Origin of the sequence: Pseudomonas abieticivorans (assembly GCF_023509015.1) — a bacterium.
In the GTDB taxonomy this organism is placed as follows: domain Bacteria; phylum Pseudomonadota; class Gammaproteobacteria; order Pseudomonadales; family Pseudomonadaceae; genus Aquipseudomonas; species Aquipseudomonas abieticivorans.
Genome location: NZ_CP094975.1, coordinates 6,123,247 through 6,147,285, shown reverse-complemented (window position 1 = coordinate 6,147,285; position 24,039 = coordinate 6,123,247). Strand labels below are relative to the sequence as shown.

Annotated in this window: 21 protein-coding genes; 11 read left to right on the top strand and 10 right to left on the bottom strand. The window is 63.7% G+C overall.

What is annotated here, in order from left to right; genetic code table 11:
* Positions 1-411: 411 nt before the first annotated feature.
* The gene (locus L9B60_RS27885; protein ID WP_249674239.1) at positions 412-870 is read right to left on the bottom strand and encodes a sn-glycerol-3-phosphate transporter; all 459 of its coding nucleotides are present in this window, start codon (positions 868-870) and stop codon (positions 412-414) included.
* Positions 871-1,033: 163 nt separating this feature from the next.
* On the opposite strand from L9B60_RS27885, the gene L9B60_RS27880 reads away from it, so the two are divergent.
* On the top strand, positions 1,034-1,969 hold the full coding sequence (locus tag L9B60_RS27880; RefSeq protein ID WP_249674237.1) for a site-specific integrase: 936 nt from the start codon (positions 1,034-1,036) through the stop codon (positions 1,967-1,969).
* Between the two features lie 10 nt (positions 1,970-1,979).
* Here L9B60_RS27880 and L9B60_RS27875 read toward each other — a convergent pair whose 3' ends face one another.
* Together L9B60_RS27875 and L9B60_RS27870 are read right to left on the bottom strand one after the other, a co-directional pair.
* Positions 1,980-3,524, bottom strand: a complete 1,545-nt coding sequence (locus L9B60_RS27875; RefSeq protein ID WP_249680185.1) for a DHA2 family efflux MFS transporter permease subunit — start codon at positions 3,522-3,524, stop codon at positions 1,980-1,982.
* A 29-nt stretch (positions 3,525-3,553) separates the two neighbouring features.
* Positions 3,554-4,669, bottom strand: coding sequence for an HlyD family secretion protein (locus L9B60_RS27870; RefSeq protein WP_249674236.1), 1,116 nt, complete (start codon positions 4,667-4,669; stop codon positions 3,554-3,556).
* 192 nt (positions 4,670-4,861) lie between these two features.
* Here L9B60_RS27870 and L9B60_RS27865 point away from each other — a divergent pair, with 192 nt between their 5' ends.
* Positions 4,862-6,160 carry a cation:dicarboxylate symporter family transporter gene (locus L9B60_RS27865; RefSeq protein ID WP_249674234.1) on the top strand — a complete coding sequence of 433 codons (1,299 nt, stop codon included), beginning with the start codon at positions 4,862-4,864 and terminating at the stop codon, positions 6,158-6,160.
* Positions 6,157-7,053 (top strand): NAD(P)-dependent oxidoreductase, encoded by an 897-nt coding sequence (locus L9B60_RS27860; RefSeq protein WP_249674232.1) that lies wholly within the window; start codon positions 6,157-6,159, stop codon positions 7,051-7,053. Before L9B60_RS27865 ends, L9B60_RS27860 begins: the two co-directional genes overlap by 4 nt.
* 21 nt (positions 7,054-7,074) lie before the next feature.
* Here the strand turns inward: L9B60_RS27860 and L9B60_RS27855 are convergent, their stop codons facing one another.
* The 5 genes from L9B60_RS27855 to L9B60_RS27835 all read right to left on the bottom strand — a co-directional run bounded on the left by L9B60_RS27855 (position 7,075) and on the right by L9B60_RS27835 (position 13,800).
* Positions 7,075-9,150, bottom strand: coding sequence for a TonB-dependent receptor (locus L9B60_RS27855; protein WP_249680183.1), 2,076 nt, complete (start codon positions 9,148-9,150; stop codon positions 7,075-7,077).
* Between the two features lie 190 nt (positions 9,151-9,340).
* A complete protein-coding gene (locus tag L9B60_RS27850; protein ID WP_249674231.1) occupies positions 9,341-10,300 on the bottom strand; it encodes a D-isomer specific 2-hydroxyacid dehydrogenase family protein in 960 nt (319 codons plus the stop codon).
* Positions 10,297-11,481 (bottom strand): acyl-CoA dehydrogenase family protein, encoded by a 1,185-nt coding sequence (locus tag L9B60_RS27845; protein ID WP_249674229.1) that lies wholly within the window; start codon positions 11,479-11,481, stop codon positions 10,297-10,299. The genes L9B60_RS27850 and L9B60_RS27845 overlap by 4 nt, the downstream gene beginning before the upstream one ends.
* Positions 11,478-12,824 (bottom strand): LLM class flavin-dependent oxidoreductase, encoded by a 1,347-nt coding sequence (locus L9B60_RS27840; RefSeq protein ID WP_249674227.1) that lies wholly within the window; start codon positions 12,822-12,824, stop codon positions 11,478-11,480. Before L9B60_RS27840 ends, L9B60_RS27845 begins: the two co-directional genes overlap by 4 nt.
* A 19-nt stretch (positions 12,825-12,843) precedes the next feature.
* The gene (locus L9B60_RS27835; protein ID WP_249674225.1) at positions 12,844-13,800 is read right to left on the bottom strand and encodes an ABC transporter substrate-binding protein; all 957 of its coding nucleotides are present in this window, start codon (positions 13,798-13,800) and stop codon (positions 12,844-12,846) included.
* 299 nt (positions 13,801-14,099) lie between these two features.
* On the opposite strand from L9B60_RS27835, the gene L9B60_RS27830 reads away from it, so the two are divergent.
* The 3 genes from L9B60_RS27830 to L9B60_RS27820 are packed head-to-tail and all read left to right on the top strand — an operon-like array spanning position 14,100 to position 17,000.
* Complete coding sequence (locus tag L9B60_RS27830) at positions 14,100-14,831, top strand: GntR family transcriptional regulator (RefSeq protein ID WP_249674223.1); 732 nt, start codon at positions 14,100-14,102, stop codon at positions 14,829-14,831.
* 52 nt (positions 14,832-14,883) lie between these two features.
* Positions 14,884-16,173: an MFS transporter gene (locus tag L9B60_RS27825; RefSeq protein ID WP_249674222.1), complete on the top strand. Its 1,290-nt coding sequence runs from the start codon at positions 14,884-14,886 to the stop codon at positions 16,171-16,173.
* Positions 16,170-17,000: an amidohydrolase family protein gene (locus tag L9B60_RS27820; RefSeq protein WP_438866026.1), complete on the top strand. Its 831-nt coding sequence runs from the start codon at positions 16,170-16,172 to the stop codon at positions 16,998-17,000. Before L9B60_RS27825 ends, L9B60_RS27820 begins: the two co-directional genes overlap by 4 nt.
* Before the next feature lie 3 nt (positions 17,001-17,003).
* Here L9B60_RS27820 and L9B60_RS27815 read toward each other — a convergent pair whose 3' ends face one another.
* Complete coding sequence (locus tag L9B60_RS27815; RefSeq protein WP_249674218.1) at positions 17,004-17,429, bottom strand: VOC family protein; 426 nt, start codon at positions 17,427-17,429, stop codon at positions 17,004-17,006.
* A 109-nt stretch (positions 17,430-17,538) separates the two neighbouring features.
* Between L9B60_RS27815 and L9B60_RS27810 the strand changes: the two genes are divergently transcribed.
* Positions 17,539-18,393 carry a LysR family transcriptional regulator gene (locus L9B60_RS27810; protein ID WP_249674216.1) on the top strand — a complete coding sequence of 285 codons (855 nt, stop codon included), beginning with the start codon at positions 17,539-17,541 and terminating at the stop codon, positions 18,391-18,393.
* A gap of 33 nt (positions 18,394-18,426) precedes the next feature.
* Here L9B60_RS27810 and pnuC read toward each other — a convergent pair whose 3' ends face one another.
* Positions 18,427-18,996, bottom strand: a complete 570-nt coding sequence (pnuC, locus tag L9B60_RS27805; protein ID WP_249674215.1) for a nicotinamide riboside transporter PnuC — start codon at positions 18,994-18,996, stop codon at positions 18,427-18,429.
* A gap of 217 nt (positions 18,997-19,213) precedes the next feature.
* On the opposite strand from pnuC, the gene L9B60_RS27800 reads away from it, so the two are divergent.
* From L9B60_RS27800 to L9B60_RS27785, 4 genes are read left to right on the top strand one after another with little or no spacing between them, the layout of a single operon-like run.
* Positions 19,214-19,666: a (2Fe-2S)-binding protein gene (locus L9B60_RS27800; RefSeq protein WP_249674213.1), complete on the top strand. Its 453-nt coding sequence runs from the start codon at positions 19,214-19,216 to the stop codon at positions 19,664-19,666.
* A gap of 10 nt (positions 19,667-19,676) precedes the next feature.
* Positions 19,677-21,860 (top strand): xanthine dehydrogenase family protein molybdopterin-binding subunit, encoded by a 2,184-nt coding sequence (locus L9B60_RS27795; RefSeq protein WP_249674211.1) that lies wholly within the window; start codon positions 19,677-19,679, stop codon positions 21,858-21,860.
* Positions 21,861-21,871: 11 nt separating this feature from the next.
* Entirely contained in the window at positions 21,872-23,095 is a 1,224-nt protein-coding gene (locus tag L9B60_RS27790) for a cytochrome c (protein ID WP_249674209.1), read from the top strand.
* A 39-nt stretch (positions 23,096-23,134) separates the two neighbouring features.
* Positions 23,135-24,022 carry a LysR substrate-binding domain-containing protein gene (locus L9B60_RS27785; protein ID WP_249674206.1) on the top strand — a complete coding sequence of 296 codons (888 nt, stop codon included), beginning with the start codon at positions 23,135-23,137 and terminating at the stop codon, positions 24,020-24,022.
* Positions 24,023-24,039 lie beyond the last annotated feature (17 nt).

Here is a 24,039-nt window from a genome sequence, read left to right as displayed (position 1 = left end):
AATGGATATGTACATGATTTTTGAAGCATGCTCCGAGGACGGTGGGCATATCCATTGGTTAGGGTGATGCCGAATCACCGTTCCGCCCTTACGGCGTCTTACTTTTTGTCAAACGCCACAAAAAGTAAGCAAAAAAGGCTTGCCCCTGCTTGGGCCCTCCGCTGCGCTGCGGGTCCCCTCCTTCCGGCGTCGCTCAAGGGGCAGACGGCACCGGCTATAGAAGCTTGCCGGCTGCCGTCTTCCTCGGCTGCGCCTCGGGCCCTGCGGGCCGCCCCTTGAGCGACGCCTCCAGTCGGCCCGGGCGCTTTACGGGGCATACAATCAAGATCTAGAGCAGATCAACAGCAGATCAACAGCAGATCAACAGCAGATCAACAGCAGATCAAGATCAGGTTCGCGCCAGCATTGCTTCTAAAAGCGCAGTCCTGCGTTAACCATCGCTGCGGCATTGCCCAGCAGCACGAACTCCGCGCCCACCGGGCCCAAATGCGCGCCCACCGCCGGGATGATCACCGGGGCCACGCCCAGGTGGTTCAAGGGGATCTTGTCGCGGTATTCGCCTTTGTAGCCTTGGATCAGCCCACCACTGAGCTTGACGTATACCGGGTAGTCGGCGCTTTCCCAGCGCTTGCCGACGTAGCCGTAATAGGACCGTTGGTAATACGAGTTGCGAAACGTAGCGCCGCCGATCAACGTGCCATCGCTGAAGTTGCGCTCCAGGCCAATCAGTTCCTGGTGGTTGTTATGATCGGGATCATGCCGCCAGTGAGTGGTGTAGGCACTGGTTTGCACGTACCAGAAATCACCCTCGTCAGCCGACGCCGACATCACGCAAAACAGCGAGAGAAAAAGCCAGAAGCCGAATTTCATGGGGTACAACCTTGCCAGCGTCAAGCCGACCTTGCGAGCGGGAACCATTCTTTGAACTAAATAGTACATTTTGTAGCGGGCATCCAGTTTGACCTGCATCAAGGGAGGGGCTGGTAAACTAGCAGCGCTGCGTGATTAACCCCCTGCAAAAGGATTACCGTGTTTGTCTGAGTTGCCCGCTGTCTGCCTACCCGACCTGCAAAACCCCCTGGTGCAATACCTGGCGCGCCTGGTGCCGTCCAGCCAACTGACCATGAAATACGTATTGCAAGATGCTGCCGACCGCCTGGGGTTCGATGAGATCGACATCCGTGACGTACCCTGGCACCACCTGCAACCCGGCCACATCACCGCACTGGTGGTGGCGCTGCGCGAAGACGGCTACGCCCCCAATACCTCGTCGCTGTACGTCAACGCCATCCGCGGGGTGGTCAACGAAGCCTGGCGCCTGAGCCTGATCGATCAAGAGCACCTGCTGAAAATGCGCTCGGTCAAGCCTGCGGCCGGCACCCGCCTAAGCCAGGGTCGCAACCTGAAACGCACGCTGATTCGCGAGCTGATGGACGCCTGCGCCGCTGACCCCAGGCCACAAGGCCTGCGGGATGCCGCGGTGATCGCGATCCTGTACGGCTCAGGCATGCGCAAGTCCGAGTCGGTGAACCTTGAGTTGGCACAGATCGATTTCAGCGAACGCAGCCTGCAGGTTACCGGCAAAGGCAACAAGCAACTGGTCAAGTACGCGCCGGCCTGGGCCTTTGACAAGCTCAATGCCTGGCTGGACTTTCGCCGCGAGCACCTGCCGGAGGGGCAAAAGGACGACCCGTTCCTGTTCAACCGTATCCGCCGTGGCAGCCACATCACCCGCGAGCGCATCACCAAGCACGCCATTTACTACATCGCCCGCCAACGCGGGATGCAGGTGGGGGTGAAGATCATGCCCCACGATTTCAGGCGCTCGTTCATCACCCGGGTGATTGAAGAGCATGACCTGAGCATCGCGCAAAAGCTGGCGCACCACACCAATATCCAGACCACGGCCAACTACGATGTGCGCGATGACAATGAGCGGCGCCGGGCCGTGGACCGCTATGACTTGTAGCCTGCCGGTGTCAATGGGCGTGCGCTGAAGGCTGGCTCGGCGGCACCACCTTGCGCATCAATGGCACCATCAACGTGGCCACGATGAAACAGACCATGATCGCCAGGAACGCATCCGAATAGGTCTGGGTTTGTGCCTCCCGGTAGGTCAGTTGCCACAGTTGCTGCAAGGCTGCGGTCATGCCGTCGGCGCCACCGTGGCCCAGGGTCGCGAGGTTGCCGCTGACCTGGTCGAGCCAGTGGTTCATGTTTTCGTTGGTGCTGTTCAGGTGTTCGGCCAAGCGGGTGAAGTGCAAGTTGGTGCGGTCGTTGAGCAGGGTCGCGCACGCCGCGATGCCAATGGCGCCGCCCAGGTTGCGCATCAGGTTGAACAGCCCCGAGGCCTGTTTGAGTCGCGACTGGGCTAGGGCGCCCAGGGTCAAGGTCACGGTGGGCGGCACGGCCATCTGCTGGGCGATGCCGCGCAAGGCCTGGGGCAGTAACAGTTCATTGGCGCCCCAGTCGTGGGTGATCGGCGAGAAGTCCCACATCGACAGGGCGAACAGCCCCAGCCCGAACATCATGATCCAGCGCAGGTCCACGCGGTTGGCCAAAAAGGCGTACAGCGGGATCGAGAGGATCTGGAACACCCCCGTGGAAAACACCGCCAGGCCAATGTCCAGCGCGCTGTAGCCGCGCACTCGGCCTAAAAACAGCGGCGTCAGGTAAATGGTGGCGAACAGGCCGATGCCGGTGACGAAAGAGAAGAAGCAGCCCAGGGCGAAGTTGCGCTCGCGCAAGGCGCGCAGGTCGACGATGGGGTGCTCGACCATCAGCGTGCGGCTGATAAAGGCCAGCGCCGAAAGCCCCGATACCCACGCGGTAATCAGGATGGTGCTGTCGCTGAACCAGTTCCAGCGCGGGCCTTCTTCCAGGGTGTACTCCAGGCAGCCCAAAAACAGCGCCATGAACAACATGCTCAGGTAGTCGGCGCCCTTGAGCAGGCTCAAGTCCGGGCTGTCGATGCGTACCTTCATCGGCACCACCACCGCGACGAAGATGCCCGGTATCAGGTTGATGTAAAACAACCAGTGCCAGGAGTAATGGTCGGTGATCCAGCCTCCCAGGGTCGGGCCCAGGGTGGGCGCCAGCGAGGCGATGGCGCCGATGGTGGCGGCGGCGATCACCCGCTGCTTGCCGGTGAAGAAAAAGAACGCGGTGGTGAACACCAGCGGGATCATCGAACCGCCCAAAAAGCCTTGCAAGGCGCGAAAGGCAATCATGCTCTGGATGTTCCAGGCCATGCCGCACAACAGGCTGGCCAGGGTAAAGCCCACGGCCGAGCCACAGAACAACCAGCGCGTGGAAAGCACCCGCGACAGCCAGCCCGACAGCGGAATGACCACGATCTCGGCGATCAGGTAACTGGTTTGCACCCAGGCGGTTTCATCGGCGCCGGCCGACAGCCCACCGCCGATGTCACGCAGCGAGGCCGAGACGATCTGGATGTCCAACAGGGCGATGAACATGCCCACGCACATCGCGGCGAAGGCGAACACCCGCTGCCCGGTGGGCATGGAGGCCGCGTCGAACGGCGCACTCGTGCTCACCGGGCGGCCTGCTGTTCACCGGCCTCGGTAGCCTTGGTATCGACCGCCGCGGTCACCGACAGGCCGGGGCGCAGCTGGCCCAGTACCGCATCGGCCGGGTCAAGGAAAATGCGCACCGGCACCCGCTGGACGATCTTGGTGAAATTGCCAGTGGCGTTCTCTGGCGGCAGCACGCTGAACTGCGCGCCCGTGGCCGGTGCCAGGCTGTCGAGGTGGCCGTGGAACGTCTTGCCAGGCAACACGTCGGCGCGAATGACCACGGCTTGCCCTGCGCGCATTTCGGCCAGTTGGTCTTCCTTGAAGTTGGCGTCCACCCACAAACCACTGGCCGGCACCACCGCGAGCAACTGCGTGCCGGCGGCGGCGAAGGCACCGACCCGCGCACGCCGGTTGCCGATTACGCCGTCCACCGGCGCGCGCAGTTCGGTGTAGCCCAGGTTCAGTTGCGCCACCTCAAGGTCGGCATTGGCCTGCATCAGCGCGGCACGGGCCTGCTGCTTTTGGGTGTCGATCACGTTGAGCTGGCGCTGCGCGGCCAGCAGTTGCGCCTGGGCGCGGGCGTTGTTGGCCTGGGCGGTCTTGAAGGTGGTTTCCACCTGTTGGGCGTTCTGCACGGACACTGCATTGGTTTGGGTGAGCGTCTTGTAGCGGGCGTTATCGTTACGCGAGCGCACCATCTCGGCACTGGCGGCGCCGATGCCGGCGTCGGCCTGGCTGATCACCGCTTGCTGCAGATGCTCGGTGGCGTCCAGGTTGGCCAGCAGCGCCTGCTGCGCCGCTACCGCGCCCTGGGCCTTGGCCACGGCGGCACGGTAATCGCGATCGTCGATCTTGATCAGCAGGTCGCCGGCCTTTACCGGCTGGTTGTCTTGCACGGCGACCTGGGCGATGTAGCCGGACACCTTGGGCCCGACCACCGTGGTTTCGGCGCCGATGTAGGCGTCGTCGGTGCTCTCGACAAAGCGGCCCACCTGCCACCAGTGCCAGGCGTACCCCGCCAGCAAGACCAGGCCAATCAGGGCCAGGGCGCTGATCAGCAGGCGCTTGCGGCTTTTGACCGGGGCGGGCGGTTCGACGGTGGCAATGGCGGCGGGCTGGGCAAGGCTGGTCATGGCAGGGGCCTGTGGTGATTGATATTACGACTATAATATAAATGTGTCCGGTTGTGACCGCAAGCGCCATTGAGGGTCAGTGATCACCGGTCGCGGATAAACAAAACGCATGGCAGCGGCAAGCGAACGCATTAGCCCGATGCAATCAGGCATGCCAACCTCGGTTTGAATAAAAACAAAAACGAGGTCGACATGAAGCTGCTTGGCAAGCTTTACATCCAGGTGCTTATCGCCATGGCCCTGGCCATCGCGTTGGGCCTGATCGCACCGGACCTGGCGGTGCAGATGAAACCCCTGGGCACCGCCTTCATCGCCTTGCTGAAGATGCTGCTGGGCCCGATCATTTTTTTCACCGTGGTGCACGGCATTGCCCATATCGGTGATTTTCGCCGCCTGGGCCGCATCGGCATCAAAACCCTGGTGTACTTCGAGGTGGTCAGTACCCTGGCCATGCTGGTGGGCTTCACCGTGGTGTCGCTGGTACGCCCCGGCGATGGCCTGCATGCCTCGCTCACTACCCTGGGCAGTGAGGCGGCCAGCAGCAGTGCGGCCGTGGCGGCCGACAGTTTCAGCCTGGGCCATTTCATGATGTCGATCATCCCGCGCACCTTGGCGTCGGCCTTTGTCGACGGCGATATCCTGCCAGTGCTGTTCGTGTCCGTGCTGGTGGGCATCGCCCTGGCACAGTGCGCCAAGCCCGACTGGGTAGGCCTGCGGCTGCTGACGGAGGGGCAGACGGTGGTGTTCAAGTTGCTGAGCTACATCATGCGCCTGTCACCGTTGGGGGCATTTGGCGCGATGTCGGCGGCGGTGGGCAGTTACGGGCATTCGACCCTGCTGTACCTGCTGCGTTATATCCTGACCTATTACGCCAGCACCCTGATCTTCATCTTCCTGGTGCTGGGCAGCGTGGCTGCCCTGGCGGGGTTGTCGCTGTTGAAAATTTTGCGGGTGATCAAAGAGGAGGCCATCATCGCCATGGGCACGGCGTCCAGCGAAGCGGCGTTCCCAAGGCTGGTGGACAAGCTCAAGCAGGCCGGCTGCGATGAAGCGGTAGTGGGTTTCGTGCTGCCGGCCGGCTACAGCTTTAATATTGACGGCGCCTGCCTGTACATGGCCTGCGGGCTGGGTTTTCTGGCCCAAGCCACCGACACCTCGCTGTCCTTAGGCCAGCAAATCAGCCTGCTGGGGGTGATGATGCTGACCTCCAAAGGGGGCGCGGGCGCCGCCGGCGGTGCGGTGATCAAGTTGGCCGCCACCCTGCAATCGGTGAAGGTGCTGCCCATGGGCGCCGTCGGTTTGTTGTTCGGTATCGACCGCATCCTGGCGATTGCCACCTCCACCACTAATGTCATCGGCAACAGCGTGGCGGTGTTCGTCATCTGCCGCTGGGAGAAGTTGTTCGACCGCGAACGCTTTGACGCCTATCTTGCCCCCTCGAACGCCACGCGTTCGGCCCCCCTCAAGCCGCTGGAAGAGAACAGCCCATGAACACCACGTGCACCATCACCCTGATCGGCTTCGGCGAGGCCGGCGGTATCATTGGCCAGGACCTGGCCGCCCAAGGCGTGCAGGTACACGCCTATGATCGCCTGCTGGAGTCGCCGGCTGCCCGTGACACATTGCAGGCCAAGGCCCGCGCCTGTGCGGTGACGCTGTTCGACACTGCCGCGCAGGCCGCACAGGGCGCCGACCTGATCATTTCGGCAGTGACCGCAGGTTCTGCCTTACAGGTGGCCCAGACCTTGGCACCGCACCTGCGGCCTGGCCAGGTGTTCATGGACATCAATTCGGTGGCGCCCAACACCAAGCTCGCTGCCTGCCAAGCGATCGAGGCGGTGGGCGCCAGCTACATCGACGCCGCTGTGATGGCCCCGGTGCCGCCACAACGCTTGCAGACGCCGATCTTGCTGGGCGGCCGTGACGCCGAGGAGATCGCGCAGATCCTGCAGGCGCTGACATTGAATGTACGCGTGGTGTCGGCCGAAGTGGGCGTGGCCTCGGCGATCAAAATGTGCCGCAGCGTGATGATCAAGGGCCTGGAGGCCTTGACCACTGAATGCCTGAGCACGGCCCGCCAGTACGGGGCTCAGGATGAGGTGCTGGCGTCCTTGCACAAGAGCTTCCCCAGCATGGGCTGGAACGCGGACTTGCCGCACTACCTGGTCAGCCGTGTGGCCGAGCATGGCCGCCGGCGCGCCGAAGAGATGGAGGAAGTGGCCAAGACCGCGGCCGACGTGGGGGTGGCGCCGCACATGAGCAATGCCATCGTGGCCACGCAGCGCGGCTTGGTGGAGCGCATGGCAGGGCAGGGCATGAGTTATGCCGATACCCTGCCATTTGATTGGACACGCCTGGTGGACCAGTTGCACGACGGCCAGTGACCCACGCGCCCAGGGTGGTGCTCAGAGGTCGTAGCGTACGCTGAGCGTCACCGTACGCGGGTCATTGATCGAGTAATACTGCTGCCCGCTCGAGGGTATGTACCCCACCGACTGCGGATACGCCCGGTCCAACAGGTTTTTCACTGCAAGGGTAGTGGTCCAGTGGCCGTCGGCGCTCAGGTAGCGGGTGTTGGCGTTCCAGAAGGTCTGTTGCGGGATTTCCTGGATGTCGTCATTCAGCGCATTGGCATAGGACTTGGTCTGGAATTGCGCATCGGTGCCGGCCAGCCAGGTGCCTGGCAAGTTGACCGCGATTGTGTAGTTCAAGCCCACGCTGGCGTTCCATTTGGGCGAATACACCAGGTGTTTGCCGTCGGCATCCACGCCTGCGCCTGCCGCGTTCTGGAAATCGTCGTAGCGGCTTTGCAAAAAGCCAGCGTTGGCGGTCAGTTGCAGCGCCTGGGTCAGGGCGGTGATGGTTTCCAGTTCCACGCCGTAGGTGTGCGCCTTGCCAACGTTGGTGCGCAGGTTGACCCCCAGCGCCGGGTCGTAGGCGTTGGTCTGCAGATCTTGGTAGTCGTTGTAGAACAGCGCCACGTTGGCCCGCACGCGCTGGTCGAAGAAGTCGCCCTTCAAGCCCGTTTCATAGGTGGTCACGTCCTCGGGCGAGAACGCCTGTTCGGCGGCGGCCTGGGTTGGGGCGCGGTTGTCGTAACCGCCCGCCTTGAAGCCTTTGGCCACGTAGGCGTATTGGTTCAGGTGCGGGGTCCAGGCATATTCGAAGCCGACCTTGGGGCTGGTCGATTGCCAGGACTTGCTCGCCTGGGCGGTAAAGTTCACCCCGGTGATCTGCCGGTCGGTGGTGATGCCGTAGTTGGTGAAGTCGAAGTTCTTGTGCTCGCGGGTAAAGCGCAGGCCGGCGATCAGCGACAATTGCGGCGTCAGGTGGTAGCTGCCTTGGCCATACAATGCATAGCTTTCGGTATTGGTGGTGCTGTACTGGCCTTGGCCGACCACCCGGTTGCGGGCGATGGAATAGGTGAGGTTGTCGCGGTCGGCGTCGAACTTCTCGCGGTACAGGAACACCCCGGTGGTAAAGCTGAACTTGTCGTAGTCGCCGTTGAGCTGGAAGTCCTGGGTGGCGTAGTTCTGTTTGTACAGGATCAGGTTTTGCTGGATCAGCGCCGCCTGCCCGGAGTTGTCATAGTTGACCGGCTGGTGGAAGGCTGAATAGGCGGTCACCGACTTGAAGCTCAGGTTGTCGTTGAAGCTGTAGATCGCCCGCAGCACGCCGCTGCCCTGATCCAGCTTGTTCTTGGGATTCAGGCTGCTGTAACTCTTGAACTTGTCGTAATGGCCGTTGGCGTCGAACGGCGTGTAGCTGGTGGTGTCGCCACGGTCAAAGGTGCTGGCCAGGGTCAGTTGCACGTCCCAGGGCGAGTCGTCGGGCTTGAAGCGCAACTTGGCGCGATAACTCTGGATGTCGATGTTGTTGACGTTTGAATGGCGCGTGGGGTCTGACACGGTGCCGTCGCGGGTCAGGCGGATGGCCGAGAAACTGCCGAACAGGGTGTTGTCGATCAACGGGCCGCTGATCAGCAAGCGGCCGTTCTCGGCGTTGTAGTTACCGCCTTGCAGTTCGAAAAAGCCGCGGGTTTCCTGGGTGGGGTCGCGGGTGATTACGCGGATCGCCCCTGCGCTGCTGTTACGCCCGTACAGGGTGCCCTGCGGGCCGCGCAGCACTTCCACCCGTTCCACGTCGTTGAAGTCGAGCATCGAGGAAATGGCGCGGGGGATGTACAGGTCGTCGGCGTACACGGCCACTGCTGATTCCTGGATCGGGTCGGTTTCGCCGATACCACGGATGCCGTAGGTCTGGGCACTGTAGGAGATCGACTGGCGGCTAAGCGTCAGGTTTGGCACCTGGCCACTGAGGCCGCGAATACTGGTGATTTGCTTGTTATCCAGGGCCGTTTCGTCAAAAGCCGAGATCGCCAGCGGGGTTTTTTGCAGGTCCTCGCTTTTGTGTTCGGCGGTGACCGTCACGGTGGGCAGGGCGGCGTTGTCGTCGGCAAAGGCCGGGGCGGCAAACAGCATGGCCAGGGTCAGCGGGTGCACGGCATAGCGGGGTGTTGGCATGGCGGTTCTCTGGTTTTTTAAGTGTCGGGGGTCCTCCGCCAGGCTTGGGGTCGGGTTTGCATGCAGCCCCGTAGGAGCGGTTTTATCCGCGAAAAGCCCGCCGCGGTGTTTCAGTGAGACCGAGGCGACCGTTTCGCGGATAGAAATGTCAGTAGCCGCGCGTGGTGTCGGCCAGGTTGTGCAGGGGCTGTTCGCAGAGATAGCGCTCCAGGTTGTCGAGGAAGATCGCCGTGATGGCCTCGCTGCTGCGCGTCGAGATCGCCGAGGTGTGCGGCGACAGGCGTACCCGTGGGTGGCTATACAACGGGTGGCCGGCGGGCAAGGGTTCAGGTTCGCTCACATCCAGTGACGCGAGGCCGACCTGGCCGTTGTCCAGCGCCTGCAGCAATGCTTGCTGGTCAAGCAAGCCGCCCCGGGCGATGTTGATCAGGTGCAGGCCCGGTTTGGCGCTGGCCAATACGTCGCGGTTGACCAGGTGGCGGGTGGCCGGGGTCAGGGGCGCTGCGATCACCAGGTGGTCGGCCCGGGCGAACAGGTCGTGAATGTCCCGCGCAGCTTCCACGCCGTCCACCTCCAAGGGCGCGTTGCTCTGGCGCAGGGCAACCACGTTCAGGCCCAGGGCCTGGGCCTTGCTCGCCAGGCTCTGGCCGATGGAACCAAAGCCGAGGATGCCCAGCGTGGTGCCTTGCACTGGCGTCAGCGCGGTGAAATTCCAGGTGTCGTCGTGTACCCAGATGTCGGGCAGGTGCTTGGCCGCGGCAAAAATCGCCGCCAGGGCGAATTCGGCGATCGGGCCGCTGGCACTGCCGCGTGCGGTGGTCACCGGCGGGCCGTCGAATAGCCAGCGCGGGTAGAAATCGATGCCGGAACTGGCCAGTTGCACCCACTTCAAGCCATACGGCCACCCGGGTGGTGGGGTTTCGGGGGCCTGGAAGCCGCGTACGTTAATGGGGCGCGCCAATAGCACGTTCACCTGCGCAGGCAGGTCGCTGGGTACGCCGGGCGGCACGCCGATGACCTGGGCGCCGGGGTGGCGTGGTTGCAGGGCCGTGCGCAAGGCCTGGTTGAAGGGTTCGTCCAGTTGGCTGGCAATCACGATCGGGCTCATGGGCGGGTACCTGCGATGTGCGCGGCAAAGGCCGCCTTGCCGACACCGGTCAAGATGGCGTCGTTCTGCGGGGTATGGACGCGGCTGCATAACACGTCGCGGTAATGCCGTTGCAAGGGGTTGTGGCGTGACAGGCCCGGGTTGCCCGAGGCCTGCACGGCCAACTCCACCGCGCGGATGGCGTTGTCGGTGGCCAGGTATTTGATTTGCGCGGCATGTTGGGCCGCGGTCAGGCCGGCGGCGGCGCTGTCCAGTAGGTTCTGGTTGGCGAACAGCAGGGTGTCAATGTGGCCGACGGTTTCCTGAAAACGCGGCAAGGTCGACAACGCGGCGCCCAGGTTCGACGGTTGGCGATGTTGCAACCAGTTCACCAGCCAATCGCGCGCAGCCCGCGCCACGCCGTCGTACACGGCCGACAGCAGCACGCTCATCCAGAGGAAACCGTCGGGGTCCAGCTCCGCTTGCGGCGCACTCCAGGGATTGACGCTAACGGCATGCTCCAGTGGCACCAGCACGTTATCAAAGCTGATTTCATGGCTGCAGGTGGCGCGCATGCCCAGGTGATCCCAGGCCTGGACGATGCTGATGCCGGGGGTGTCCTTGTGCACCAGCCAGGCCCCGACCAAGGGGTCGGCGTCGTCGCTGCGGGCCCACACGCTGTACCAGGTAAGCCCCAGGCTGCCGGTGGAGTACACCTTGGTGCCGCTGATACGCCAACCTTGGGCGGTGCGCCTGGCCACCGTCGCCGGCAGGCCACCGCGCGCCGGGGTGCCCAGGTCGGGCTCCACCCGCAAGGCGTTGATCAGCGCGCCGTTGTGCACGGCGTCCTCGGCCACTTGCTGGCGCAGGTGCGCTGGCCACTGGGCGTTGCTTTGCAGGCGCGAATGCTGCAGGTATTGCATCACCAGGATCAAGGCGGTGGACGGCTCGCCACGGGCCACGGCGCTGATCACCTGGCGCGCTTGGGCCAGGGTGGCGCCACCGCCACCCTGCGCCTTGGGCACGGTAAAGCTGACCAGCCCATGCTGGTGCAGCAGGGCGAAGTTCTGCGCCGGGAACTCACCGGTGTGGTCATGATACTCGGCACTTTCGGCCAACTGCCGGGTGATCTCGGCCAGGGCCGAGGCATCCAGCGGCAGGGTGCTGTCGCGCTGGAAGATGTTGCGGTTGAAGCTGGTCATGCCAGGGCCTCTTCGGGCTGTGCGTGCTCAAGTGCCCCGTAGCGGTTGTGGGGTACATTCAGGCCCAGGTGATCACGCAGCGTGGTGCCGCTGTATTCGCTGCGCAACAGGCCACGCGCTTGCAGCACCGGCACCACCAGTTCGCTGAAGTATTGCAGGCCATCGGGCAGTACCGAGTTGATGATGAAACCGTCGGCCGCTTCGTGCTTGAACCAGTGCTCGATGGCGTCCGCCACGTGCTCTGGGGTGCCAGTGAAATCGCGCTTGGGGGCAGAGAAACGCAGGGCCACTTGGCGCAGGGTCAGGCCTTCGTCGCGGGCCAGTTGTTTGATGCGGTCGCTGCCGCCTTTCTGGCTGTTGCTGCCCAAATCGCCCAGGTCGGGGAAGGGCGCGTCCAGCGGGTATTGGCTGAAGTCGTGATCGTTGAATGGCCGGCCCAAGGCGACAATGGCGTCTTCGATGCTGACCAGTTGCACGGCTTGCTGGTACCGGCTTTCGGCTTCTTCGGCATCGCGGCCAACGATCGGGCGGATGCCGGGCAGGATCGCCAAGTGCGCAGGGTCGCGCTTGAAACGGGCCGCGCGGCTTTTCAGGTCACGGTAGTAGGCCTGGGCCTCTTCCAGGCTTTCGCCGTGGACGAAGATCGCGTCGGCATGCTCGGCGGCGAAGTTGCGCCCATCCTGCGAGGTGCCCGCCTGAAAAATCGGCGGCTGGCCTTGGGCCGAACGGGCAATGTTCAACGGGCCCTTGACCGAGAAGAACTCACCCTGGTGGTTGAGGCTGTGCAACTTGCCCGGGGCAAAAAACTCGCCGCTCTGTTTGTCGTAGGTGAAGGCGTCGTCTTCCCAGGAGTCCCACAGGCCCTTGACCACGCTGACGTGCTCTTTGGCGATGCGATAACGGACAGCGTGCGGCGGGTGCTCGGGGCGGCCGAAATTGTCGGCGGTGCCGCTCAGCCACGAGGTCACCACGTTCCAGCCGGCCCGGCCACCACTGATGTGGTCCAGCGAAGCAAACTGGCGCGCCACCTGGTAGGGCTCGGTGTAACTCACGGTCACGGTGGCCACCAGGCCGATGTGCGAGGTGGTGGCCGCCAGGGCCGAGAGGAGGGTCAGCGGCTCGAAACGGTTGAGGTAGTGCGGGCTGGATTTCTCGTGGATGTGCAGGCTGTCGGCAATGAAGACGAAGTCGAACTTGGCGGCTTCGGCCAACTGCGCCTGCTGCTTGTAGAAGGTAAAACTGGTGCTGGAGTTGGGCAGCGCCTTGGGGTGGCGCCATTCGCCCCAGCCGTGGCCGACGCCGTGGATCATGGCCCCGAGTTTGAGTTGGCGATGCTGGCTCATAGTGGTTTCTCCTTGAAGGTTACTGGGCGCGGGCCAGTGACGTACTTTGGTTGAAGCTGGCATCGAAGCCCTTGGACACGTCGATGCGCTTGGGCAGCAGGCCTTCCTGCTGGTAAATGTCGGCGGTGTTCTGCAGGCCCCGGACCACGCTGTCATCAATGGCAACGCGTTCCATGCGGGTGTTCTTGGCGGCGGCCAGGTGCACGGCCACGGGCAGGCCGGTGACCTTGGCCATGGCGGCGGCGTACTGCTCGGGGTGGGCGTTGGCCCATTGCCAGGCGCGGTCGACACGGGTCACGAAGTCTTCCAGTTGCGCGCGTTTGTTGGCGATGGCTTCGCTGGTGGCCGCCAGGTACAGGTGGTTGCTGAGCAACTTCTCGCCACTGATCAGTACCTGCTCATCGCCTTGGGTGGTGGCCACGGTGGTGTAGGGGTCCCAGGTGGACCAGGCCGCGACACTGCCGTTTTCCAGCAGCACCCGTGATTCGCTGGGCATCAGGTACACGAAGGACACGTCACTGGTTTTAAGGCCCGCTTCGCGCAGCGCCTTGATCACCAAAAAGTGGCCGATGGAACCGCGGGTGGTGACGATACGCTGGCCCTTGAGGTCGGCCACGGTTTTGATCGGCGAGCCCTTGGGCACCAGGATCGCAGTGGTGAAGCGCCCTTGCAGGTGGGTGATGCTGACCACTTTCAGCGGGGCGCCTGCGCCCAGGGCAAACACATACGGTGCATCGCCCAGGGCACCGACGTCGACGGCGCCGGCATTCAACGCTTCGCCCAAGGGCGCGGCAGCGGGGAATTCGGAGAACTGGATCTGGTAAGGCACCGACTCAAGCTCGCCCGACACTTGCAGCAGTGCCTTGATGGTGGACTTCTGGTTGGCCACTTTCAGCGGTGCCAGGTCGGCGGCGTGGGCTGCGCTGACCAGTGCCAGTGAGCAGAGCAGGGTGGACAGCAGGCGGGGTATCGGCATGGCTCGACTCCAGGAACGGTGGCGGAACATAGGGCCTCCGCCTGGAGAAGGGGTCGGTCTGGTGTGAACGTTATTCCTATAAAAACCGTCTGTGAAAGTCTTTTTGGTTATATCTTAATTATTAATAATTAGGATTTTTATCAATTAATAAAATAAAAGATATGCATATAGGGGTCGGGTCATACGTTAGGACTGGCACAGTGGCCATTTGTCCGCAGGGCTTGACGACCTTGGGAATCGAGCGAATACTTAGCTGAAATTCATATATATGACTACATAACTACAAGAGTGGTCCTACGATGAACATGCTTTCCAGCGACGACCGTCTTCCCCTGTACCAGCGCCTGCGCGATGAACTCGCGCAGCAGATCGCCAACAACCGCTGGCGTGCCGGCGAAGCCATTCCCACCGAAGCGGCCTTGTCGGTGGAGTACAGCCTGTCGGTGGGCACCGTGCGCAAGGCCATCGACATGTTGGTCAGTGAACGCATCCTGGAGCGCCAGCAAGGCCGCGGCACGTTTATCCGCCGCCCGCAGTTCCAATCCTCGCTGTTTCGCTTCTTCCGCTTCATGACCCCCGATGGCGAACGCCATGTGCCTGAGAGCCGCATCTTGTCCAAGGAGCCTTTGCCTGCGCCCGCCGAAGTGGCCAAGGCCTTGGGCCTGCTGCCTGCCGACCCTGTGATCCGCCTGTTGCGCCTGCGCCTGATCGACAGCGTGCCGGTGCTGGTGGAAGAGATCTGGCTGCCGCGCGAACCCTTCAAAGCCATCCTCGACTTTGACCTCAATGCCGAGGGGCCGTTGCTGTATCCACTGTACGAAGACCTGTGCGGCCAAGTCGTGGCCTCGGCCGATGAGACCCTGACCGCCGAATCGGTCAGCGAGGTGCATGCCCGCCTGTTGCGCGTGCCAGCCGGGGCACCGGTGGTCGTGATCGAGCGTTTGGCGCGCAACTACGCAGGCCAGCCCATCGAGTGGCGCCGCTCCTGGGGCCATGCCAGCCACTTCCGCTACAGCGTCGAGATCCGCTAGTCATACGCGTTTGCCCGTCGTCAGCACTCAACACCTATAAGGATAAAAAATCATGTTCAAGTGGTACCGAGACGTCACCGCGCGCGAGCGCAAAACCTTCTGGGCCTGCTTCGGCGGCTGGGCGCTCGACGCGCTGGAAGTGCAAATGTTCGGCCTGGCGATCCCGGCGCTGATCGCAGCCTTTGCCTTGAGCAAGGGCGAGGCGGGCGCCATCAGCAGCGTCACCTTGATCACCTCGGCACTGGGCGGTTGGCTGGGCGGCACGTTGTCTGACCGCTATGGCCGGGTGCGCACGCTGCAGTGGATGATCGTGTGGTTCTCGCTGTTCACCTTCCTCTCGGCGTTTGTCACCGGCTACGAGCAGTTGCTGGTGGTCAAGGCCTTGCAAGGCTTCGGCATTGGCGGCGAATGGGCGGCGGGCGCAGTACTGATGGCCGAAACCATTCAGGCCAAGTACCGCGGCAAGGTCATGGGCACCGTGCAAAGCGCCTGGGCCGTGGGCTGGGGCGCCGCCGTGGCGGTGTTCACGCTGATCTACACTTTTGTGCCCGAGGCCATGGCCTGGCGTGTGATGTTCCTGGTGGGCCTTTTGCCTGCGCTGTTGATTGTCTACGTGCGCCGCAGCGTGCAGGAGCCGGACAGCTTTGTGCGCCAGCAAAAGCTCAACGCCAAGCCGATGAACTTCTTTGCCTCGATGGCCGGTATCTTCCGCCCGCAGCTGCTGCGCGTGACCTTGCTCGGCGGCTTGCTGGGCCTGGGCGCCCACGGTGGTTACCACGCGGTGATGACCTGGCTGCCGACCTTCCTCAAGACCGAGCGGCAACTGTCGGTGCTCAGTTCCGGTGGCTACCTGGCGGTGATCATCTTCGCGTTCTTCTGCGGCTGCGTGGCCAGTGGGTTCATGGTCGACCGCATTGGCCGGCGCAAAAACATCATCCTGTTCGCCTTCTGCTGCGTGGTCACCGTGCAGTGCTACCTGTTCCTGCCGTTGACCAACCAGCAAATGCTGTTTTTGGGTTTCCCGCTGGGCTTTTTCGCGGCCGGCATCCCGGCCAGCCTGGGCTCACTGTTCAACGAACTGTACCCCGCCGACGTGCGTGGCGCCGGCGTGGGCTTTTGCTACAACTTCGGCCGCGTGCTGTCGGCGGTGTTCCCGTTCATGGTCGGCCACATGAGCGAGTCCATGTCGCTGGGCTCGGCCATCGGTATCGACGCCGGCATCGCCTATGGCGTGGCGGTGATCGCAGCCCTCGCTTTGCCTGAAACCCGCGGCCGCGACTTGAGCGCCGCAGCACCTGATGCAGCCCCCACCAACGCACCTGGAAGTGCTTCTCGAGCGTGATTGCAACCATGAGTACCCCGTTCCTGGGCGTTGACGCCCACGCCCACGTGTTCAGCCGCCAACTTGACTTGATCGAGGGGCGGCGCTACACGCCCAGCTACGACGCGACGCTGGCGCAGTGGCTGCACAACCTGCAAGGCCAGGGCTTGAGCCATGGCGTGCTGGTGCAGCCGAGCTTCTTGGGTACCGAGAACAGCCATTTGCTGCAAGCCTTGGCACAGGCACCGGACCGCCTGCGGGGCGTGGCCGTAGTGGACACCGACACCAGTACCTCGCAACTCAAGCGCATGGCGCGCCTGGGGGTGGTGGGCATCCGCCTGAACCTGATGGGCAAGAGCCTGCCAGACCTGGGCTCGGCCCAGTGGCGACCGCTGCTGGAGCAGGTCGCGCAGTTGGGCTGGCATGTGGAACTGCACCGCCAGATCGAGGACATCCCAAGCCTGTGCGCGGCCTTGGAACCCTATGGTTGCAAGATCGCCATCGATCACTTTGGCCGCCCCCACGCAGGCTTCGGGGTACAGCACCGCACCTTCCAAGACCTGCTGGCGCTGGGCGGCCAGGGGCATCTGTGGGTCAAGGTCTCGGGGGTGTATCGCCTGGGCGGCACCCATCAGGAAAACCTGGCGTTCGCCCATGCTGCGGCGCCCTTGCTGATCGAGCATTTCGGCACCGATCACCTGGTGTGGGGCAGCGATTGGCCGCATACCCAGCATGAAAGCAGCGTCGAGTATTCGGGGCAGTTCGCCTTGCTCCAAAGCATGGTGCCGTGGCCGGAGCAGCGCCAGGCGATCCTTACTGAAGGGGCCCGTGGGTTGTTTGGTTTTTAAAGGTTATTTGGCAAACAGCTGGCTCATGTCCTTGAACGCCTTGAACTCCAGAGCGTTGCCGCACGGGTCGAACAGGAACATCGTCGCCTGCTCGCCCACCTGGCCCTGAAAACGCACGTAGGGCTCGATCACAAACTGTGTTTTGCGCGCCCGCAGCCGTTCGGCCAGGGCCTCCCATTCCTGCCATTGCAACACGATGCCGAAATGCGGCACCGGCACGTCGTGGCCGTCTACCGCATTGGTGTGGGCGGCTTCCTGGGATTGCGTTTGTGGGTGCTGGTGGATCACCAACTGATGGCCGTAAAAGTCGAAATCGACCCACTGCTCGCTGGAACGGCCTTCGGCCAAGCCGAACACTTCACCGTAGAAGTGCCGTGCGGCGGCGAGGTCGTAGACCGGGATGGCCAGGTGGAACGGTGACAATGCCATGGTGGGCTCCAATCAGGGTGGGTGTGAGCGCATTGTCAGTCATTTGAATTTCGATGCAAAGCGCATAAAATTGCTGCCCAGCCTTAATAATTTCGATCAGGCGCCCGCAGTGAACCGAGAACTGAAAACCTTCCTGAGTGTGGCCCGCCTCGGTACCTTTGCCGCCGCAGGCCAGCAGGTGGGCCTGACCCAGTCTGCCGTGAGCGCGCAGATCAAGAACCTTGAGCAAGCGTTGGGCGTGCGGCTGTTCGACCGCACCGGGCGGGCGGCCACGTTGAACGCGGCCGGGCTTCGCGCCATTCCCTTGGCCGAGGAGATGCTGGCGACGTTCGCGCGCATGGGCGCCCCCCAGAGCTCTTTGCAAGGCCTGCTGCGCATCGGTGCGGTGAACACCGTGCAGACCGGTTTGTTGCCCAAGGCGTTGTTACAGCTCAACCGCGAGGCCCCGCAAATCAGTGTCAAGCTGACGCCTGGCGTCTCGTTGAACCTGCTGAGCCAGGTGGATGCGGGCGAAATCGACCTGGCGTTGATGATTCGCCCCCCGTTTGCCTTGCCCAAGGAACTGCACCTAGAAGTGCTGGCCACTGAGCCGTTCGTGTTGATCACGGCGCTGGGGGTGCCGGGTGATGACCCGCTGCTCGTGCTCAGGGAGCAGCCGTTGATTCGCTACGATCGCAACTCGTTCGGCGGCCGGCGCGTGAGCCAGTTTTTGCGTGAGCACAAACTGCAGGTGCGCCAGGTGCTGGAGCTCGATGAACTGGATGCCATCGCGCGCATGGTACGGATGGGCCTGGGGGTGGCGTTGATTCCGCTGGCAGGCTTATGGCTGGAACAGCCCGAAGGGCTGCGAATCCTGCCGCTGGGTGACCTGGGTTTTGATCGGGAACTGGTGCTGGTGGGGCGATATGGTCAGCGCCAGTCAGCTTTGCAGCAGGCGTTCAGGCGTTGCTTGCAGCCCTTGTAGGCGCTGGCCCGCCGCGCCTGCCCAGCACTTGGCTCAAGCGTTGGCCAGTTGCCGAACATCTCGCTGCCAGGCCCGCAACCCATACACCGCCAACACCACGAAGCCTGCATACAAGCCTGCCGTGAGTGTCAGGTCCTTGTACAGGTATTGGCCCACGTAGATCACATCCAGCACGATCCACAGGCCCCAACTGGCCACGTACTTGCGCGCGGCCCAGAGGCTGGCGACCACGCTGAAACCGGTCAGCTGGGCGTCGAGCCAGGGCAGGGCAGCGTCGGTGAAGGTGTGGGTCAGCCAGCCCAGCAACAACCCAGCGCCAGCGCCGGCCAGCACGCCCAGCACCCCTTCGCGCAGCGGCAAACGCTCGGCGTGCACGCGGCCTTGGTCCAGGCCGCCCTGGCTCCAGCGCCACCAACCGTAGGCTTGCAAGAAGGCGAACAGCACTTGCAACAGCATGTCCGAATACAGCTTCACGTCGTAGAAAATCCACACATACAACAGCACGGCGACCACGTTGACCGGCCAGCACCAGCGGATGCGCTTGGCGGTCAGCCACACGCCCAATACGTTGACGATAACGGCGATGATTTCCAGGGGCGACATGGGGCTCTCGTGGGTGACGGTGAAGGGCGGCCCACACGATAGCAAAACCCGCGCTCAGCGGCTTCAATGATCTCATCGACAAAACTGATGACGGGCTACGCTTAAGGGCGCGATACTGCGTCCCAGACACTTTATAAGGCCGTGCGGCAATGACCGCGCGGCCACGATTGCGGCCCCACAGGGGCCGTGACACCCGTGATTTGCGCTCGAGGTCAACATGCAAAAACTCACCATCAATGGTCAGGACCATGAGGTGGATGTCCCCGCGGACATGCCATTGCTCTGGGTGCTGCGCGACGTGCTGGGCATGACCGGCACCAAATACGGCTGTGGCATCGCCCAGTGCGGCGTGTGCACCGTGCACCTGGACGGCCGCGCGGTGCGTTCCTGCGTGTTGCCGGTCAGTGCCGTCGCCGGCAAGCCGGTGACCACCATCGAGGCCATCGATCAGACGCCCGTGGGCCAGAGCGTGCAAAAGGCCTGGCTGGAACACGAGGTGGTGCAGTGCGGGTACTGCCAGTCCGGGCAAATCATGTCGGCCGTGGCGCTGCTCACCGAGCACCCCAAGGCCAATGACGAGCAAATCGTCACGGCGATGTCCGGCAATATGTGCCGCTGCGCCACCTACACGCGCATCCGCGCCGCCATCAAAAGCGTCAGCCAGGCCTGAGGAGGTAAGCATGTCCGATACCACGGCTTCACTGTCCCGGCGTGGCTTGCTCAAAGGCGGCGCGCTGGCCACCGGCGGCCTGATACTCAGCACCTGGCTGCCCTCGATGCGCGCCCAGGGCGCGGCAGCCCAGGCGGTTGCCACCGCCCGCCTGGGTGATCAGGCATCACCCGGGTTCGGCGCCTTTGTGCGGGTGGGCCACGATGGCCGGGTCACGGTGATCTCGCCAAAAATCGAAATGGGCCAGGGCGTGCAAACCGGCATCGCCATGATGGTGGCCGAAGAACTGGAGGTGGGCCTGGACCAGGTCGACCTGCAAGAGGCGCCGCCCAATAATGCGCTGTACACCGACACGTTGTTGCAGTTCCAGGCCACCGGGGGCTCTTCGTCCACCCGTTACACCTGGGAGCCGCTGCGCAAGGCCGGGGCCAGCGCGCGCATTTTGCTGGTGCAGGCCGCCGCGCTGCGCTGGAATGTCGCGCCCAGCAAATGCCACGCCGAGCAGGGCCGCGTCCTTGGCCCGGCCGGCCAGCATGCGACGTACGGCGAGCTGGTAGAGGCAGCCGCCCAACTCCCGCTGCCCACTGACGTGCCGCTCAAGGCCATCGCCGACTTCAAGTTGCTCGGCACCCCGGCCCAGCGCCTGGACACGCCGAACAAGGTCAACGGCAAGGCGCGCTTCACCATCGACGTGCAAGTGCCCGGCATGCTGATCGCCTCGACCCTGACCTGCCCGGTGCACGGCGGCACCTTGCGCGGCCTCGACGAAGGCGCGGCACGCCAGGTACCGGGGGTGCGCGACATCGTGCGCCTGGACAACGCCGTGGCCGTGACCGCGAGCAACTTCTGGGCCTGCCAGCAAGGCCTCAAGGCTCTGCGCATTGATTGGGACCTGGGCAAGAACGCCAGCGGCAACTCGGCGCAATTGGACAAGGCCCTGCTGGACGCCAGCCACCGCGACGGCGTGGTGGCCAAGCGCGAAGGCGACATCGACACCGCCCTGGCCTCGGCCAGCCACCGCTTCGAGGCGGTGTACGAACAACCCTTCCTGTCCCACTCGCCGCTGGAGCCGATGACCTGCGTGGCCCACGTGCGCCCGGACGCCTGCGAGCTGTGGGTGGGTACCCAGGCGCCGGTGTTCGCCCAGATGGGCGCGGCCAAGATCAGCGGCCGCAGCCAGGACCAGGTGATCATTCACAACCAGTTGATTGGCGGCGCTTTCGGCCGTCGATTGGAGTCGGACTTCATCTTCCAGGCCGTGGACATCGCCCGCCAGGTCAGCTACCCGATCAAACTGATCTGGAGCCGCGAAGAGGACATGACCCACGACCGCTATCGCCCGCACTACGTGGACCGCATCAACGCGGCGCTGGATGACGATGGCCAGTTGCAGGGCTGGGAGCACCGCATTGCCGGCGCCTCGGTGATTGCCAGCTACATCGGCAAGCTGCCTGACAACGGCGTGGATGCCGACGCGGTGGAAGTGGCGATCGAGCCCATCTATCAACTGCCTCACTTGCAGGTGCGCTACATCCGCGAAGACCCAGGCACCCTGCCGGTGTCGTGGTGGCGTGGGGTAGGGCCGCTGCGCAGCACCTACGTGCTGGAAAGCTTCATCGATGAACTGGCCCACAATGCCAAGGCCGACCCGGTGGCCTACCGTTTGAAGCTGTTGGCCAAGCAACCGCGCGCGGCAGCCGTGCTCAAGCGCGCGGCAGAACTGGCCAACTGGAACACGCCGTTGCCCAAGGGGCAGGGGCGTGGAGTGGCCGTCACGGCGGTGTTCGGCAGCTACATCGCCACCGTGGTGGAGCTCCAGACCCAGGGCGAACGCGGCGTGCGCATCAAGCGCCTGCTGTCGGTGATCGATTGTGGTTTCGTCAACAACCCCACCTCGGTCACCTCCCAAGTGGAGGGCGGTACTTTGTTCGGCCTGTCGGCAGCGTTGTTCAACGAAATCCTCGTGGAAAACGGCCAGGTGCAACAAAACAACTTCCACGCCTACCGGCAGCTGCGCATGAGCGACGCGCCGCCTGTGGAGGTGCACCTGATGCCCAGCCTGGAAGCCCCTGGTGGGGTCGGTGAAACCGGTGCGGTGCCGGTGGCTGCAGCCCTGGTCAATGCCCTGCACGCGGCGTCCAGTACCCGCGTGCGTCGTTTGCCCTTGAGCCGTTCCGGCTACTACACCCTGTGAGGAGCGCTGCCATGAAAGCTATCCATACCGCCGCGGTGCTGGCGTTGGCCAGTGCATGCCTGCACGCCCAGGCCGATGACGCAGGCCTGATCCAAAAAGGCCAATACCTGACCCGCGCCGCCGACTGCGTGGCCTGCCACACCGTGGCCGGTGGCAAGGAACTGGCCGGCGGGCTGGCGTTCAAGCTGCCGTTCGGCACCTTGTATTCGCCCAACATCACCCCCGACAAGGCCACCGGAATCGGCGATTGGACCGATGACGAGTTTGTCAGTGCCCTGCAAAAAGGCGTGGGCAAGGACGGCAAGCATTACTACCCGGCTTTCCCCTACACCTCGTACACGCTGATGCCCCGCGAAGACATCCTGGCGATCAAGGCGTACCTGTTCAGTTTGGCACCCGTGAACCAGCCGCCCACGGAAAATGCCATTTCGTTCCCGTTCAACCAGCGTTGGGGCATGTTCTTCTGGAACGCGGCGTTCCTGGGTGACAAGCGCTTTGAGGCCGACCCCAAACAATCGGCCGAATGGAACCGCGGCGCCTACCTGGTGGAAGGGCCGGGGCACTGCGGCGAATGCCACACCCCTCGCAACATCGCCCAGGCCGTCAGCAGCAGCCGCTCGCTGGCGGGCAGCTTGTTGGGTAACTGGCGCGCCTATAACATCAGCTCCGACACGCAATACGGCATCGGCGCCTGGCCCAACGAGGCACTGGTCAGCTACTTGTCCAAGGGCTATGCGCCGGGCTACGGCATGGCCGGTGGGCCGATGGCCGATGCGGTCGAACACAGCCTGCGCTACCTGGAGCCCGGCGATTTGCAAGCCATCGCCGTGTACCTGAAAAGTACACCGGCACGGGCCGAAGGCGTTCCACGGCCCACACCGGAGGTCAGCCAAGTGGCGGCAGAGCCGGGCGATGCGTTGGGGCGCAAGCTGTTTGCCGATTCGTGTGCGGCGTGCCACCGCCTGGACGGCACCGGCAACCAGACGCCAGTGGCCACGTTGCTGGGCTTGAAGACGGTGAACGACCCGGCCGGCACCAACCTGCTGGGCGTGCTGCTCGGCGGCCACCTGAACGGCGCCGCCGGGCCCGACCAGCGCATGCCGGACTTCGGCAAGGGCTATAGCGACAAGGAGTTGGCTGCGGTGGGTACGTTTGTATTGCGCCGGTTCGGGCAGAGTGACGGGAGACTGACGCCGCAGAATGTGGCTGAAAGTCGGGCGCTGAACTTGCATTGAGCCCTCTTGGGCATAACGCTGTGTTGATGGATTGACTTGATGCGCCGCCTCCCATCCCTGACCGCCTTGCGCACTTTCGAGTGCGCCGCCCGCCATGCGCATTTCGGCCGCGCGGCGGCCGAGTTGTGCGTCACCGACAGCGCCGTCAGCCACCAGATCCGTCAGTTGGAAGGCGAACTGGGCACCGAGCTTTTCGTGCGCGAAGGCCGCCAGGTTCGCCCTACACCTGCGGCGCTGCGCTTGTTGCAGCGCCTGCAACAGGCCTTCGAGCTGGTGGGGGACGCGTGCGACGAACTGCGCGACCCGGCTTCCCAAGCAGTGCTGCGCATCGCGGTCACCGCCGAGCTTGCGCAAAAGTGGCTGGTGCGCCGGCTGGCCGACTTCACCAGCCAATGCCCGCACATCACCTTGCACCTGCACGAACAACCCATCGACGCCCGTGTACCGGGTGAAGACATCGACCTGGCGATCACCTACGGTGCCGGCCCCGAAGATGGCAGTGCCTATTGGGTCAAACCGCTGCCGGTGCTGGTGTTCTTTCCGGTGTGCAGCCCAGCGCTGTTCAACCAGGGCACGTTGCATGCGCCTGCGGACCTGGCCGGCCACGGCCTGCTTCACGATGACCAGGACGGCACCACCTGGGCCAGTTGGCTGGGCGCCCATGCTGGCCACTTGCAAGCCAGCCGCCACCTGTATTTCGCCCACGCCGGCCTGGCCCTGGAAGCGGCGGCGCAAGGGCAGGGCGTGGCAATGGGCGACAACCTGACCGCCACCGAAGACCTGGCCAACGGCCGGCTGGTACGCCCCTTCACCGCCAGCATCACGGCGTTGGGCCAGTACGCTATCGTGGGTGAGCGCCTGCGCCTGGAGCGGCCCGCCGTGGCAGCGTTCCTGCACTGGCTGGAAGGGCAATTGCAGCTTGCCTGAATTTAACTCACCTATCC